This is a genomic window from Thalassospiraceae bacterium LMO-JJ14 (assembly GCA_021555105.2).
Taxonomy (GTDB): domain Bacteria; phylum Pseudomonadota; class Alphaproteobacteria; order Rhodospirillales; family Casp-alpha2; genus UBA4479.
Window position 1 is genome coordinate 2,117,415 of record CP134604.1, and the last position, 15,260, is coordinate 2,132,674.

14 protein-coding genes are annotated in these 15,260 nt (G+C 55.8%); 11 read left to right on the forward strand and 3 right to left on the reverse strand.

Annotated features, from left to right (window positions below):
* The first annotated feature begins 31 nt into the window (after positions 1-31).
* The 7 genes from L2D14_09990 to L2D14_10020 all read left to right on the forward strand — a co-directional run bounded on the left by L2D14_09990 (position 32) and on the right by L2D14_10020 (position 6,920).
* Positions 32-727 (forward strand): dienelactone hydrolase family protein, encoded by a 696-nt coding sequence (locus L2D14_09990; GenBank protein ID WNJ98205.1) that lies wholly within the window; start codon positions 32-34, stop codon positions 725-727.
* Positions 728-745: 18 nt separating this feature from the next.
* Positions 746-2,050 carry a replication-associated recombination protein A gene (locus L2D14_09995; GenBank protein ID WNJ98206.1) on the forward strand — a complete coding sequence of 435 codons (1,305 nt, stop codon included), beginning with the start codon at positions 746-748 and terminating at the stop codon, positions 2,048-2,050.
* Entirely contained in the window at positions 2,047-2,433 is a 387-nt protein-coding gene (crcB, locus tag L2D14_10000; protein WNJ98207.1) for a fluoride efflux transporter CrcB, read from the forward strand. The genes L2D14_09995 and crcB overlap by 4 nt, the downstream gene beginning before the upstream one ends.
* Before the next feature lie 34 nt (positions 2,434-2,467).
* Positions 2,468-3,466, forward strand: coding sequence for an RluA family pseudouridine synthase (locus L2D14_10005; GenBank protein ID WNJ98208.1), 999 nt, complete (start codon positions 2,468-2,470; stop codon positions 3,464-3,466).
* 151 nt (positions 3,467-3,617) lie between these two features.
* Positions 3,618-4,301 carry a response regulator transcription factor gene (locus L2D14_10010; GenBank protein WNJ98209.1) on the forward strand — a complete coding sequence of 228 codons (684 nt, stop codon included), beginning with the start codon at positions 3,618-3,620 and terminating at the stop codon, positions 4,299-4,301.
* 2 nt (positions 4,302-4,303) lie between these two features.
* Positions 4,304-5,443, forward strand: coding sequence for a DUF2336 domain-containing protein (locus tag L2D14_10015; protein ID WNJ98210.1), 1,140 nt, complete (start codon positions 4,304-4,306; stop codon positions 5,441-5,443).
* Positions 5,444-5,522: 79 nt separating this feature from the next.
* Positions 5,523-6,920: a PAS domain-containing sensor histidine kinase gene (locus L2D14_10020; GenBank protein WNJ98211.1), complete on the forward strand. Its 1,398-nt coding sequence runs from the start codon at positions 5,523-5,525 to the stop codon at positions 6,918-6,920.
* 308 nt (positions 6,921-7,228) lie between these two features.
* Here the strand turns inward: L2D14_10020 and L2D14_10025 are convergent, their stop codons facing one another.
* Positions 7,229-8,086, reverse strand: coding sequence for an OmpA family protein (locus L2D14_10025; protein WNJ98212.1), 858 nt, complete (start codon positions 8,084-8,086; stop codon positions 7,229-7,231).
* A gap of 317 nt (positions 8,087-8,403) precedes the next feature.
* On the opposite strand from L2D14_10025, the gene L2D14_10030 reads away from it, so the two are divergent.
* From L2D14_10030 to L2D14_10045, 4 genes are read left to right on the forward strand one after another with little or no spacing between them, the layout of a single operon-like run.
* Entirely contained in the window at positions 8,404-9,072 is a 669-nt protein-coding gene (locus L2D14_10030; GenBank protein WNJ98213.1) for an HAD-IA family hydrolase, read from the forward strand.
* Between the two features lie 5 nt (positions 9,073-9,077).
* Positions 9,078-11,189, forward strand: a complete 2,112-nt coding sequence (locus tag L2D14_10035) for an AsmA family protein (protein ID WNJ98214.1) — start codon at positions 9,078-9,080, stop codon at positions 11,187-11,189.
* 10 nt (positions 11,190-11,199) lie between these two features.
* Positions 11,200-11,952, forward strand: coding sequence for an ATP12 family protein (locus tag L2D14_10040; protein WNJ98215.1), 753 nt, complete (start codon positions 11,200-11,202; stop codon positions 11,950-11,952).
* Positions 11,953-12,001: 49 nt separating this feature from the next.
* On the forward strand, positions 12,002-13,534 hold the full coding sequence (locus tag L2D14_10045; GenBank protein WNJ98216.1) for an acyl-CoA carboxylase subunit beta: 1,533 nt from the start codon (positions 12,002-12,004) through the stop codon (positions 13,532-13,534).
* A 6-nt stretch (positions 13,535-13,540) separates the two neighbouring features.
* On the opposite strand, the gene L2D14_10050 is transcribed toward L2D14_10045, so the two are convergent.
* Positions 13,541-14,131, reverse strand: a complete 591-nt coding sequence (locus L2D14_10050; protein ID WNJ98217.1) for a GNAT family N-acetyltransferase — start codon at positions 14,129-14,131, stop codon at positions 13,541-13,543.
* 141 nt (positions 14,132-14,272) lie between these two features.
* Positions 14,273-15,217 carry an N-carbamoyl-D-amino-acid hydrolase gene (locus L2D14_10055; GenBank protein WNJ98218.1) on the reverse strand — a complete coding sequence of 315 codons (945 nt, stop codon included), beginning with the start codon at positions 15,215-15,217 and terminating at the stop codon, positions 14,273-14,275.
* Positions 15,218-15,260 lie beyond the last annotated feature (43 nt).

A 15,260-nucleotide genomic window follows, 5' to 3' on the forward strand; every position in this document is an offset into this window, starting at 1 on the left:
TAAATCAGGCTTCATCGTGGGAGGAAATAGCATGAGCGGTCAGGAAATTAGCATCAAGTCCAAGGACGGCGGTGAATTCATGGGCTATCTGGCCCTTCCGGAGGGGGGGACGGGGCCCGGTGTTGTCGTCATTCAGGAAATTTTCGGCGTCAATGAAGTGATGCGCGGTCTGACCGACGACTGGGCTGCCGCCGGGTATGTGGCGCTTTGTCCGGATCTCTTCTGGCGCCAGGAGCCGGGAATCCAGATTACCGATCAGACCGAAGCGGAATGGGCACGGGCGTTCGAACTGTTCAATGGATTCGACCTCGAAAAAGGCGTTGAGGATCTGGATGCGACGATTGAGCATCTGCGCGGTCTTGATGCCTGCACCGGGAAGGTCGGTTCCGTCGGCTTCTGTCTTGGCGGTCGCCTGGCATTCCTGACGGCGACGCGCACCAATGTGGATGCCGCCGTCGGCTACTACGGTGTCATGCTCGAAGAACATGTCGGTGAACCCATCAAGGCGCCGATATTGCTGCATATCGCGACAGAAGACGGTTTTGTGCCGAAGGAAAATCAGGCCAAGGTTCATGCCGCCCTCGATGGAAACAGTATGGCGACCTTGTTCGATTATCAGGGCAACGACCATGCCTTCGCCCGCAAGGGCGGAGAGCACTACGACGAAGAAGCGGCGAACCTCGCACGTGACCGCTCACAAGAGTTCTTTGCCGCGCATTTACGTTAAGAACGAAAGGAGGCATCGGTGAGTACTCTGTTCGAAGCCGATGCCCCACGGCCACTTGCGGACCGGCTCAGGCCGCAAACGCTGGAGGATGTGGTAGGTCAGGATCATATTCTTGGCCCTGAGGGGCCGCTCAGCCGTATGATACAGGCCAAGAAGCTGGCGTCGGTTGTCTTCTGGGGGCCGCCCGGCACGGGCAAGACGACCATCGCCAGATTGTTGGCAAAAGCGACAGACCTGGCTTTCACGCCACTTTCAGCGGTTTTTTCCGGGGTTGCGGATGTGCGCAAGGCGGTGGAGGAAGCCCGGCGCAAACGTGAAATGGGGCAGGGAACGCTGCTCTTTGTCGACGAGATACATCGCTTCAATCGCGCCCAGCAGGACGGCTTTCTGCCCTTTGTCGAGGACGGGACCATCGTTCTGATCGGGGCGACGACGGAAAACCCGTCGTTCGAGCTGAATGCAGCACTGTTGTCCCGTGCGCAGGTTCTGGTGCTGCGCAGGCTTGATGACGATGCGCTGGAAGAACTTTTGAAACGTGTCGAGGCCGCCGAGAAACGTGACCTGCCGCTTGATGACGATGCGCGCACGGCGCTAAGGGCCATGGCTGACGGCGATGGGCGTTATTTGCTGAATATGGCGGATATCCTGATCGGCCTGCCGGCGGATACCAAGCCCTTGTCGCCGGAGCAGCTTGCCAACGTAGTGCAGAGCCGCCAGCCGCTCTATGACAAAGGTCAGGAAGCGCATTATAACCTGATCTCGGCACTGCATAAATCTCTCAGGGGCTCCGACGCCGATGCGGCGCTGTACTGGTTCGCACGCATGATGGCGGGGGGGGAAGATCCGCGTTATGTCGCCCGCCGATTGGTTCGTTTTGCTTCCGAGGATATCGGTATGGCCGATCCACATGCACTGCCGCAGTCGATCGCCGCGTGGGAAGCGTATGAGCGTCTGGGCTCGCCCGAGGGTGAATTGGCGATCGTGCAGTGCGTGCTGTATCTGGCGACGGCGCCGAAATCCAATGCCGCGTACAAAGCGGCGTCGGCGGCGAACAGGCTGGCCCGCGAGACCGGATCCCTGATGCCGCCGAAACATATCCTCAACGCGCCGACAAAACTTATGAAGGAAATAGGCTACGGTGACGGCTATGCCTATGATCACGACGCCGAAGACGGTTTTTCCGGCCAGGATTACTTCCCCGACGACATCAACCGTCAGCGCCTGTACAGCCCCAGGGATACGGGCTTTGAGCGTGAGATTGCAAAACGCCTGCAATACTGGGATACACTGCGGGCGAAGCGACGCAAGGAAACGGAAAATTGAACGTCTCGATGATTTTATATGTTGCCGCCGGCGGGGCAATCGGCGCCGTCGGGCGATATGGCGTCGTATCGCTGGCCGGTGCCTTGCTGGGACATGGGTTCCCCTATGGCACGATGATCGTCAACATCGCCGGTTCATTCATTCTTGGGGCATTAATCGAAGTGTCAGCCCTTGCGTGGTCGCCAAGCCCTGAGATCAGGGCCATGATTGTTGTAGGCATCCTGGGGGCCTTCACGACATTTTCCACTTTTTCCCTGGATGTGATGAGCCTGATGACTCGAGGCGAAACGGTACACGCACTGTTATACGTCGCGGTCTCGGTCGTTGTCAGTATCGGCGCCCTTTGGGCCGGTATGACGATGACACGTCTCATTCTTACATGAGCAATTGCAGGATTTTCGGTATGGGTGAGTGGCAATGAGCGGCGTTCGCAATATCGTGGTTGAAGATGCGGATTCCGGTCAGCGCCTGGATCGCTGGCTGCGCAACCGTTTTCCGAACCTGAAGCAGGGCAAGATTCAGAAATTGCTGCGAACGGGACAAATTCGTCTCGATGGCGCCCGCTCCAAAGCTGCCGACCGCGTTGAGGAGGGGCAGACCGTCCGCATTCCGCCGAATATCGAAGATCAGGATCGGGATCATCCGGAAAAGTCGTCTCTTGGCGGTATGGATATCGAGACGGCGGGGCGGCTCGGCGATGAGCTCAAGGAATGTATCATCTATATCGATGACGACATTCTGGCGATCAATAAGCCACCCGGCCTTGCCGTACAAGGGGGATCGGGTACGGATACGCATATCGACGGCGCATTGGATCGCCTTAAATTAGGGGCCAAGGAACGTCCGCGGCTTGTTCACCGACTCGACAAGGATACATCCGGGGTATTGCTGCTGGCACGCACGCGGGCATCCGCTGCTCGGTTGGCGAAAGCGTTCAAGGACAGGGAAACACGGAAAATTTACTGGGCTGCCGTAGTCGGCAAGCCACCGCATGAAGGCGGTATGATCGACGCACCGCTGGCCAAGCTGCCGGGGCAACGCGGCGATCTTGTGCAGGTCGATGAAAACATGGGTAAAAGCGCGAAAACACGTTTTCGGATAATCGATCAGGCCAGCAAGGCGGTGACATGGCTTGAACTGGAGCCCCTGACAGGCCGAACGCATCAATTGCGGGTGCACTGCCAGTTGATGGGGAATCCCATTGTCGGCGATGCAAAATACGGCGAGCGTGACAGCGCTGTTTTCGAAGCCGGCATTGCCCGAATGTTACATCTGCACGCCCGGGCAATCATGTTGCCGAGAAAAAACAAAGCGCCTATTCAGATAACGGCCCCGTTGCCTGCGCATATGCTGGATACATGGAAAACACTTGGTTTTGACCCTGAAGATGAACAAGCTCAATTGATTGATTTATAAAGGTTCAACGCTTGCCCTATTTTGTCAGGGATGTAACGTCACCATTGACGGGGGGGTATTCTGGCATCTGTCCGGTGCCAGTTTCACTTTCATTTGTTTATTGATGTCAGCTAAAAGCGTTGCTGATAATCGCCTGCCTTAATTCGGAGATATGAACGTGCGCTTGTTGCTCGTTGAGGATCATGAACGATTTGCTGCATTTGTAAAAGAAGGCCTGGAAGCAGGCGGATTTACAGTGGATGTGGTTTACAACGCCGGAGACGGCGATGCAGCGATGGAAACCGTTGATTATGACGCGGTCGTCCTGGATTTGGGGCTGCCCGACAAGGACGGCCTCGATGTTCTAAAGAAATGGCGCGATGAAGGTGATGTCACACCGGTATTGATTTTGACGGCAAGGGATGCGGTCGAAGATCGGGTTCGGGGGCTGAATGCCGGGTCTGATGACTACATGCTGAAACCGTTCGCGATGGAAGAGCTTCTGGCTCGGGTAAGGGCATTGCTTCGCCGTCCGGGCGGTGTCCTTGGCACCGTTTTGGCAGAGGGTAATATCGAATTCGATACAACGGCCCGTGAAGTTCGGATCAATGACAGGACGACGTCGATTTCAAGACGGGAAATGGAAGTGCTTGAGCAGCTTTTGCGGCGCAAGGGGCGGGTTGTGCCGAAGGATGTCCTTGAAGACAAGATTTACGGATTTGACGAGGAAGTATCGTCGAATTCCGTTGAAGTCCATGTATCACGTTTAAGAAAACGCCTGCAGGGAGCCGGTGCCAATGTTACCGTACACACAATACGGGGCGTGGGCTATCTGTTGTCAGGTGAGGAAGCTTAAACATGGTCGGTGATGGAGAAAGCAAATTTGATGCTGACTTCTTGATGTCGCTGGCGCGCAAGAAATCATCTGAAAGCCGTTCCGAACTTACCAACATCATCATCGATCTGTTTGATAACCAGTCCAGTGTTCTGAGCGAACGCCAACGCGCTCAAATGTACGGTATCTTGCAATCAATCATCAACGATATCGAGGTTTCGGTGCGTCAGGCTGTCGCCGGGCGCCTGGCTTTGATGGACGATGTGCCGAGAAACCTTGTATCGAAACTGGCCAATGACGAAATCAACGTCGCTTTCCCGATTCTTTCCAAGTCCGGTCTGCTTAGAGATGCCGAGCTAATAGAGGTCATCAAGCTCAGGACTGAAGAACACATGTTGGCTATTACGATGCGGAAATCCGTTTCGGAACCGGTATCTGACGCCATTGTCGAAACCGGGCGAGAACCGGTGATTATCTCACTTTTGAAAAATGCGAATGCCCGGATATCAACCAACACCATGGAATATCTGGTTGAGCAGTCGCGCCGGGTAGACAGCTTCCAGGAACCGATTCTGAGCAGGGATGAGCTTGACCCAAATCTGGCGAAGAAAATGTTCCTCTGGGTCTCCGCGGCGTTGCGCGAGCACATTATCAGCGGCTTCAATCTCGACAAATCGACGGTCGATGAATTGCTCGAACAAGCGACAACGGATGAAATCGCGGCTAATAATCGTGGGCAAAAGAAAAAAGTATCAGAGCTTGCAGATGCGCTTCGTGAGGAAGGGCTGGTCACTGTCGAGATGCTGACCACTGCGCTGCGAGAAGGTGAAGTGCCTCTGTTCGTGGCCTTGTTTGCACAGGTTTCCAAATTGCGTGAGCACCTGATCCAGCGACTGGTTTTTGAATCCGGCGGGGAAGGGTTGGCGATTGCCTGTCGTGGTATCGGAATGTCTGAGCAGGAGTTTCTCGAACTTTATGAATATTGCCATCTGGCAAAAGCCGGTACGAAGGAAGAAGTCGAGGCACATATACCCAAGCTCAAATCCTTTTACAGTAACACGCCACGCAAAGCGGCTGTCGATGTCCTCAAGATGTGGCATCGAGGTTCCGATTATCTGGGCGCGCTCCGTGAACTTGAAACGCGTCTGAAAGATCATGGCTGAACGCAGGTCCAGAAGCTGGCCATCCATTTCCGGCTCCGAAAGAGAGCGGGCAACAGAAGCCTTTAGGCGACTGGAAGATATGACCCGACTGATATCCGACTGGGTATGGGAAACCGACAGCAACAATAATCTGACATATGTATCCGAGCGCATCATCGACCGTTTGGGAACACACCCCGTACAGGTCATTGGCAAAAGCTTCGATGATATAGGGATATTCAGGCTGCATGACGGGGCTGAATCGACGCCGCCCGACTTCAGGCGGCCGTTCAGGGACAAAAGTTTTGAAGCCATCGGCTATGACGGTGAAATTCGTCATTTCGCCGTATCCGGATTGCCTCGGTTCAGTGGAGAAAACGATGAGTTTGCCGGTGCTACCGGGATCGCCAAGGACATTACCGAGTTGATCCGTGTGGAGCGTGCCAACGTCAGGCTTGCAGATGCGATTGAAGTTCTCTCAGGGTATTTCGCTCTCTATGACGAAGAGGACAAGCTGGTTATATCCAATGCCCGGTTCCGCCAATTGAACAAGGATCTGGGGGACGTAGCGCATCCCGGCAGCCTGTTTGAAGATCTGCTCCGTGCCGAGGTGCGCTCAGGGCGTTATCCGGAAGCCGTTGACTCCAGTGAGGATTGGATCAAACGGCGCCTGGCCCGCCGTCAGCGTACCAGTGGACCGTTCGAGATTGAAGCCGAGGCCGGTCGTTGGCTGTATGTTGACGAGGAACGGCTGCCGGATGGCGGCACCGTGATGATGGCCCGTGACATCACCGATATGAAGCGCGCCATGGAAGCTCTGAAAAGCAGTATTACGACACACCGTGATTTTGCATCGAATGTTGCACATAAACTGCGTACGCCCTTGGCAGTTTTACGTGCGAATCTTGACAGCCTTGAGGATGACAAGGAAATCGCAGATCTCAAGAATGAGGTCGATACACTTGCGCGCATGGTTGAGCAGTTACTGACTCTGACTCGCTATGAGCACTATGTTCTTTCTTCAGATTCAAAATGCGATCTATATGGCATTACCGTCGATGTCGTCAGTAGTCTTGCGCCGTTGGCAATCAAGGAAGAACGTAGCCTGGAACTGGATGGGGATGCTGGTGTCATCATGATCCATGGTGACGCGGGAGCCATTGAGCATGCCGTGCGTAACCTAATCGAAAACGCAGTCAAGTATTCGGCACGCGGCACAGCGGTGCTGATAAAACTCGAAAAAGACCCGGCAGCGATCCGTATTTCGGACGAGGGAAGGGGCATTCCGTTCGAAGACAGGGGACGCATGTTCGAAAAATTCACACAAACGGACCGCCGTGGCGCCGGTGCCGGGCTTGGTTTGCATATCGTGAAAACGATTGCTGACATTCATCATGCGCAAGTTTCCATCGGGCACAGTATTTCCGGCGGTGCTGAATTTTCACTTGTTTTTCCGCCACTGGACGAGCCGTCGAAACGAAATGTGTTGGCGAAATAGACCTGAAAGACGTCAGGATGACGTCAGGTTCGTTACTTAGATTCTCATCATTGTTTTTGCCAAACGTTTGGCATGCCGGTCCGGAACAGGTTTCTCTCCGGGCTTTCAGTTCTATCGCCGCTTCCGGGCAATGCCCGGGGACGGTCACACTCCCCCTAGGGTCGCCTGTTGGCGACCCTTTTTTTTATGTATAACGCTGGACGTAATCATCAGACAACACGGTCTGCAGGAGTTGCGCGGATATCAAAAGAATAAAAGAAAACGCCGGGCACGAGGCCCGGCGCTTCCGTCATCTAACGATACGCGGTTTAGCGCGTAAAGGTAATCGTCACCCGACGGTTGCGGGCTTCTTTCTGTCCGTCCTTGGTGGCGACTTCCGGCGATGCTTCACCGGAATATTCGCGTTTCACCATGCTGCGGGCTATGCCTTCAGACATCAGCGCGTTGCCGACACTGGCGGCACGGGCACGTGACAGACCCTGGTTGTAGTCATCGCTACCGGCTTTATCCGTATGGCCCGTAACGACAACACCGGTCGCGCCTGCGTCCATGCCTGCCTTCGCGGCTTCCTTGATCACGGCCTCGCCGGTCGCGCTCAGATCGAAGCTGTCAAAGTCGAAGTAGACAGTGTACGGCCCCGGCAGCGCCATCATCTTCTTCATGGCGGGTTTCGCCATCGGACGCGGGCGCATCTTTTCCAGTTTTGCCAAGCTGGCATCGAAAACGCTCTTGCAGGCATCGATGTCCTTAGGCTGATCACCTTCTTCCTGCTCTTGCAGCCAGCAGTCGAACATAGCCTGGGCTTTGGCGGCTTCTAAAGGAGCCCAATCCTTGGCGCCGGAGAGCAACTCACCACGAAGTGCCTGACGGGCTGCTTCGAGTTCCCATTGTGCGTTACCGGTGATCTTGCGTTCCTTGATCGCCTGAGGTTGTACGTCTTCGCCTTTAGCAGCGGCGATGGCTTTGTTGTTGAAGTAGACGGCATCTTCGATGTCATACTCATCTGCTTCGGCTTGAGCCAGAGCGATATATTCGTTCTGTAATGCCATGTGGAACGGCGTACCCTTGTTCGACATGGCCTTGGTGGAGGCAATGTCCGGGCCAGCGGCACATGCTGCGAGGAGCGGCAAAAGTGCGATGGCGATGGCGAATTTGAAAAACTTCATGATTGGTCCCCAAATGTTGGTGAGTGATCTATTGATCCAAGTGGCCACTCTGCCAAATCCGACTTCGGACGCAGCAATGATGCCGACGCCGTCGGGATAGCATGGGTGTAACCCCCAGATATTTGCCTAGAGTCCCTACGAAGAAACTCCTCCCTGTAAATAAACCGGAAACTTAAGTGCCGGTTCTTATATTTTATACATGACTATTGTGCCTGTGATCTGCAATGGGAATCAAGCCTCATCGCGCATTGTGAAAAGGGACACGCGCCGTTAAGCTCAGACAGAAGCCATTTCACACACGTAAACCGGGTGACAGTTTGTCCGCGATAGTAAAACTAGCGGTTTTCGATTGCGATGGAACGCTTGTCGACAGCCAGCATGCGATCAATGCCTGCATGTCGGATGCATTCCGGAATGTCGGGCTGGTACCGCCGCCGATTGCCAAAGTGCGCCGGGTTGTCGGGTTGCCGTTGGCGGAGGCCATCGAAAATCTGGTGACGAACGATAATGCCCCGATAAAAGACATGGTCGAGGCGTATTCCCTTTCCTGGCACAGCCTGCGGGCAGTCGGAAATCTCGACGAGCCGTTGTTTGATGGGACACACGCACTGTTATCCAGTTTATTGGCCGATGACTGGACACTCGGTGTAGCAACCGGAAAATCCATGCGGGGGCTTCGCCATACCCTTGAACATCATGGACTTGATGCTGTTTTCTCTACGCTTCAGACAGCCGACTTGGCGCGCGGCAAGCCAGATCCGGAAATGCTGCATTTGGCGATGAAAGAAACTGCCGCCTCTGCGGATAATACGGTGATGATCGGCGATACAACATATGATATCGAAATGGCAGTCTCTGCAGGGGTGCGTGCACTCGGCGTTGCTTGGGGGTACCATTCTCCCGAGGATTTGCAGAGAGCCGGCGCCGCCATGGTCTTTGAGACCGTGACTGAACTTGAGCATTACTTGAAAAGTATGGAGGACTAAACCTCATGGGCAAGTGGATAAAAATCGCAGGCGGTGTCGTCGTTGTACTGATCGCCGTTGTTGTCGCCGGTGTTGCCATTCTGGGATCGATGGATTTTAACCAGTACAAGGGCGAAATCGCCACACAGGCTAAAAAAGCCACCGGACGTGATCTGCAGATTGCCGGTGACCTTAATCTGGAGATTTCTCTCAATCCCGCCATTGCCGTCAACGGTGTGACTTTTGCGAATGCGGATTGGGGCTCGAAACCGGCAATGCTGACGGTTGAACGCTTCGCTGCCGAGGTTTCGTTGCTGCCTTTGCTGAGCGGGCAAATTGTTGTTAACCGGCTTTTGGTTGAAGGCGTCGATCTGCTGGCGGAAACCAACAAGGACGGCGTTGGTAACTGGGAATTTGCGCCAGGTGAAAAAGCTGCACCGGCCGAAAGCAGTGATGGCGCGACGACATTGCCGTCCGTTGACCAGGTCGTGATGCGCAATATCAAGGTCACCTACAAGGACGGCGTCACCGGCGAAGCGCATCAGGTCGCATTGGATGAACTGACGGCTGCCGCCGGGTCCACCGATGCACCGGTCAAGATCGACGCCAAGGGCAGCCTGAATGAAAAAGTCTTTACGCTGGCCGGGACGCTTGGCTCCGTGGCGCAGATGACCTCCGCCGACGGCGTCTATCCGGTGGATATCGCTGCCGATGCGTTGGGGGTGAAAACCACCTACAAGGGCACCCTTGGGACACCGGGCGGGGTCATCGCGGTTGATGGCCAGATTGCCGTCGCCGTGGCTTCGCTCAAAAAGACCCTGTTGGAAGCTTCGAGCCTTGTTCCGGCCCTGAAAGACGTGCCTGCGATCGGCGCCGACAAGATCGATCTCGCCTCCAAGGTGACGTTCGACGGCAAGAATGTCACGCTGGGCGGCATGACCCTGCTGGCGGGCAAGACCGATCTGGCCGGGAATGTGACCGCGTCCATTGGCGGTCGTCCGAATGTCGACGTGACGTTAACGTCGAACCTGATCGACCTCGACGAATTATTGCCGCCTTCGGAAAAGAAAGCCGAAGCGCCGGCTGAGAAGCCTGCCGACGGCCGTGTGTTTCCGAAAGACCCGTTGCCGCTTGACGGTCTTAAATCTGCGGATGCCAAGGTAGCCTTCGACGGCAAGAAGATCATCGTGCAGGGCAATCATATCGACGACGTGTCGGTGCGCCTGACCCTCAAGGGCGGCAATCTGCAGATACAACCGTTCCAGGCAATGGTGGCAGGGACCAAGGTTTCAGGCAATGTCGGGCTGAATGGTGCCGTCAGCATGCCGACTTTGGCCGCCAAGTTGAGTGCAGCCGGGCTGGATTATGGCGAACTGCTGAAACAGCAGGGCATGACCGATATTGCATCGGGCAAGCTCGATGCCGATGTCGATGTCAAAGGGGCCGGCGGATCGGTTCGTGCCCTGATGGCGAGCCTGAACGGCATGCTGTTCGTGAAAACCGAAAACGGCAAGATCGACAGCAGTGCTCTGAATATCGTGTCGTCCGATGTGATGTCGGCACTGCCGGGGTTCAATTCCAAAGATGACAAAAAACTGCGCTGTGGTGTCGTCAATTTCGACATCAAGGACGGGATCGCCAGCGCCAAGGCTCTGGTCTTCGAAACCGGCGGCCTGTCGGCAATCGGTGTCGGCACCGTCGATCTGCGTGAGGAAAAACTGAATCTCCTCGTCGACCCGCGTGCCAAACAGACAAGCCTTGCGAGTGCGGCTATCGTACCCGTGGCCATTACCGGCACTTTCCTTGAGCCGGAATGGGCGCTCGATAAAGCGGCATTGGCCGGAAATGCAGCCAGTACCGTTGCCAAGGGGGCTGCAGCGTTTGCAACCATGGGGCTGTCATTGCTGGTTGAAAGTGCCGCCAAGCGTGCCGTGGGTGCCATTGATACCACCGATTACTGCACCCCGGCGCTTGCCGGAAAAACCGTTGTCCCAGGCAAGATGGAGCAAGCCGATAGTGGTAGTTCTACGTCATCCGGCAGTTCCGGCGAAACAGCACCGCCGAAACAGCAAGACAGCGGCAGCGGCGGTGTCGTCGACGGCGTGTCGAAAGGCCTCAAATCCCTGTTCGGCAACTAGAGCCTGAGACATGGCTGACGACACACCCGCAGCGAAGGCGCGGGACAAAACGGCCGCGCTCCGTAAGCGGTTTTATAAATCGGTTGGTGTCGAGCCGGGAGACGATGGTTTCCTGATAAAGCTCGACGGCCACCCGGTTAAAACCCCTGGAAAAGCGGATGTCCTGCTCAGTGCCCGCGCTTTGGCCGATGCGATTGCGGAGGAATGGGATGCGCAAGTTGAAAAAATCAATCCGCATTCCATGCCATTGACGCAAATCGCCTGCACGGCCATCGATAAGGTCGCGCCGAACCGAACCGAGATTCGCGACCAGATGGTGCGCTTCGCCAATGCGGATTTACTGTGCTATCGGGCCGAAACACCCATGGACCTTGCGCAACGCCAACATAATACCTGGCAGCCGGTGCTGGACTGGCTTGCCGATGCGCACGGGATTGCGCTTGCAACCTCGACGGCGCTGATTGCCGAAGACCAGGATCCGGGATCGCTGCGGGCGGCTATGGTCGCCGTTGGTGCGCTCGACGATCATGAACTCGCGGCAATGGCCGTGCTGACGCAGGCACTGGGATCGTTCGCGCTGGCCATGGCAGTGGTGCACGGGCACCTGGACTGGGAAGCAGCGACGGGCGCATCGCAACTCGACGAGAAATTCCAAAGTGAATTGTGGGGCGAGGACCGCGAAGCTGTGCAGCGCCTGCGAGTACTCAGAGATGATATCGCGGCAGCAGCGCGTTACCTTACCTTGCACCGCACAAAAAATTAGGGAACATTCACCGGGTATAGCCGATTATAAGAAATTTGAGGATACAGCCATGCAGGAAATCATCGCGGAGCTTGAAGAACGGCGCAAACGTGCGCGGCTTGGCGGCGGCGAGAAGCGGATCGAGTCGCAGCACGCCAAGGGAAAGCTGACGGCCCGCGAACGTATCGACGTATTTCTTGATGAAGGCTCGTTCGAGGAATGGGACATGTTCGTCGAGCACCGCTGCGTCGATTTCGACATGCAGGAAACCTCGACGCCGGGCGACGGCGTCGTGACCGGTTACGGCACCGTCAACGGCCGTCCGGTGTTTGTATTTTCGCAGGATTTCACCGTATTCGGCGGCTCGCTGTCGGAAAGCCACGCCGGCAAGATCTGCAAGATCATGGATCAGGCGATGAAGGTCGGCGCACCGGTGATCGGCCTTAACGATTCCGGCGGCGCGCGTATTCAGGAAGGCGTCGACAGCCTTGCCGGTTATGCCGAGGTGTTTCAGCGTAACGTGCTGGCATCGGGCGTGGTGCCTCAGGTGTCGCTGATCATGGGGCCGTGCGCGGGCGGCGCCGTGTACTCGCCGTCGATGACGGATTTCATCTTCATGGTCGAAGACACCAGTTACATGTTCGTGACCGGCCCGGACGTCGTCAAAACCGTGACGCATGAAACGGTGACGGCCGAAGAACTGGGCGGTGCGATCACACACACCACGAAATCCGGTGTTGCAGACCGCGCCTTCACCAACGACATGGAAGCGCTTTTGTATATGCGCCGGTTCGTCGATTTCCTGCCGCTCAACAACAAGGAAAAACCGCCGGTTCGTCCGACCCCGGATACACACGACCGTATCGAAATGTCGCTGGATACGCTGATCCCCGATAACCCGAACAAGCCCTATGACATGAAGGAACTGATCACCAAAGTGGTGGACGAGGGGGATTTCTTCGAACTGCAGCCGAACTATGCCGGCAACATCATTATCGGTTTTGCGCGCATGGAAGGCGCGACGGTGGGCATCGTCGCCAACCAGCCGATGGTGCTGGCCGGATGCCTGGATATCAATTCATCGATCAAGGCGGCACGTTTCGTGCGCTTCTGCGACTGCTTCAACATCCCGATCATGACATTCGTCGACGTGCCGGGCTTCCTGCCGGGGACCAGCCAGGAATTCGGCGGTATCATCAAGCACGGTGCCAAACTGTTGTTCGCCTATGCCGAAGCAACGGTGCCGAAAGTCACGGTGATTACCCGCAAGGCCTACGGCGGGGCTTATGACGTGATGAGTTCCAAGCACCTGCGCGGCGATGTGAACTTTGCCTGGCCGACGGCGGAAATCGCCGTCATGGGCCCGAAGGGCGCGGTCGAGATTATCTTCCGCTCCGACATCGGTGACTCTGAGAAGATCGCCAAGCGGACCGAGGAATATCGTACCCGTTTCGCCAATCCGTTCATTGCCGGGCACCGCGGCTTCATTGACGATGTGATCATGCCGCACTCGACCCGCAAAAGGCTTTGCAAGTCATTGCGCATGCTGAAGAACAAGGATTTGCAGAATCCCTGGAAAAAGCACGACAACATTCCGTTGTAGTAAGCTTTAAGCCTCGCGTACCATTAACGCCGCATGGCCGGTGTGATGGATCAGTTCATGATACTCGACAGGGCGGCGTTTTCGGGTTTCGAACCCTTCACGCTCATAAAGCCGGTAAGCGCCTTCGTTATCTTCGAAGCAGATGAGGCTGATTTTTTTCATACCCTCGGCGCGGGCGCGCTTATAGGCGAAATCCAGAAGTCGCGTGCCGACGCCCGAGCCTCTGTATTCACCGAATAGCGCCAATCCTGAAATATACAGGCTCTTCGGTTCTTCCAACTCGGCAAACGGACGTAAAATCGGATCCATGTCTTCGGGCGCATGCCCGACATCGTCACCCATCACATAGGCGTGCAGCATACCAACGGGTTGACCGTCGATTTCGGCGATGTCGCAATTTTGATACGAGAAATCGACACCTTCGCGGAGGTAGCGCTTGGCGCCCCGTTCAACCAGGGAAAGCCCCTCGTATTCGGGGCCTTCAAGCTGACTCCAGACGTAATCCGCGACTCCTTCGGATGATATCTGGAAAAGCTCCGCAATGACCCTTACATCCGCCCGTGTCGCCGGTCGGAATGTCACCTTGTTTGCTGACATATTCTTAACTCCCACCCCGGGTTCGCACCCACTCAATCGCATTCGAAACGGACTCTCAACGGCCCTTGGATGCGATGAATATTTTTCCCGTTAGTCGAATTGTAGGTTAAAATGGCGGACGATGCCAATTCGCTTATACACTTATTCCTGCTTGCCGCTTGAAGGTTTGATAACGCCGCTTTGTGTCGAAATTATGCCGTAGTGTTCAATGCGACGATGGCGGCCGAAGTCAAAAACAGTGGATTTGCCGAATTTGGTGTCATCAAGATCAATTTCGGCGATGACCAGCTCATCGTTCTCGGTTTCAGCCATGGCGATGATTTCGCCACTGGGCGCGACGATGCAGCTTTCCGCGAACATGTGATGACCGTCCTCGGTGCCGGCCTTGGCGGATGCGGCGATGAAGGTTGCGTTCTGATAGGCGCCGGCCTGCAGCGTCAGACGGTTATGAAACTTTCGCATGTCGGCGCTTTCTTCTGCATTCTGGGAATTTTCCGAAGGCGTGTTGTACCCAAGCATTACCAGTTCGACACCCTTGAGGCCCATAACGCGGAATGTCTCGGGCCAGCGACGGTCGTTACAGATACACATGCCCATGGTGCCGCCCATGGTTTCCCAGACCGGGAAGCCGAGATTGCCCGGCTCGAAATAGCGTTTTTCCAGATGCTGAAAGGCACGTTCAGGGTCGAACGCATCATGCCCGGGCAGATGGACCTTGCGGTATTTGCCGACGATCGCGCCGCTCTTGTCGACAAGGATCGACGTATTGAAGTGCTGGCCTTCTGAGGTCAGTTCGCCATAACCCAGATAAAAGCCTACACCACGCTCACGCGCCATATCGAACAGTGGCTGTGTCGCGGCATTCGGCATCTCGCGCTCGAACCAGTGATCCATTTCTGCCCGGTCTTCCGCGTAATAGCGCGGGAAGAATGTCGTTAGCGCGATCTCGGTAAAGACGACGATATCCGCCCCTTGATCGGCGGCGTCCGACAGCATCTTGCATAGCCTTGCGACATTGGCCTGACGGGGATCGGATTTCTGAACCGCACCGGATTGGGCAACGGCGATGACTAACGGACGTGGCATGTACGGGACACTCGTGAATAATTCTCGGGACGGAAAAACAGCT

Bases quoted from the DNA above. Each gene is read 5' to 3' on its own strand.
- L2D14_09990 (WNJ98205.1), top strand. From the start codon at position 32: ATGAGCGGTCAGGAAATTAGCATCAAGTCCAAGGACGGCGGTGAATTC.
- L2D14_10005 (WNJ98208.1), top strand. From the start codon at position 2,468: ATGAGCGGCGTTCGCAATATCGTGGTTGAAGATGCGGATTCCGGTCAG.
- L2D14_10010 (WNJ98209.1), top strand. From the start codon at position 3,618: ATGAACGTGCGCTTGTTGCTCGTTGAGGATCATGAACGATTTGCTGCA.
- L2D14_10015 (WNJ98210.1), top strand. From the start codon at position 4,304: ATGGTCGGTGATGGAGAAAGCAAATTTGATGCTGACTTCTTGATGTCG.
- L2D14_10020 (WNJ98211.1), top strand. From the start codon at position 5,523: ATGACCCGACTGATATCCGACTGGGTATGGGAAACCGACAGCAACAAT.
- L2D14_10025 (WNJ98212.1), bottom strand. From the start codon at position 8,086: ATGAAGTTTTTCAAATTCGCCATCGCCATCGCACTTTTGCCGCTCCTC.
- L2D14_10035 (WNJ98214.1), top strand. From the start codon at position 9,078: ATGGGCAAGTGGATAAAAATCGCAGGCGGTGTCGTCGTTGTACTGATC.
- L2D14_10040 (WNJ98215.1), top strand. From the start codon at position 11,200: ATGGCTGACGACACACCCGCAGCGAAGGCGCGGGACAAAACGGCCGCG.
- L2D14_10045 (WNJ98216.1), top strand. From the start codon at position 12,002: ATGCAGGAAATCATCGCGGAGCTTGAAGAACGGCGCAAACGTGCGCGG.
- L2D14_10050 (WNJ98217.1), bottom strand. From the start codon at position 14,131: ATGTCAGCAAACAAGGTGACATTCCGACCGGCGACACGGGCGGATGTA.
- L2D14_10055 (WNJ98218.1), bottom strand. From the start codon at position 15,217: ATGCCACGTCCGTTAGTCATCGCCGTTGCCCAATCCGGTGCGGTTCAG.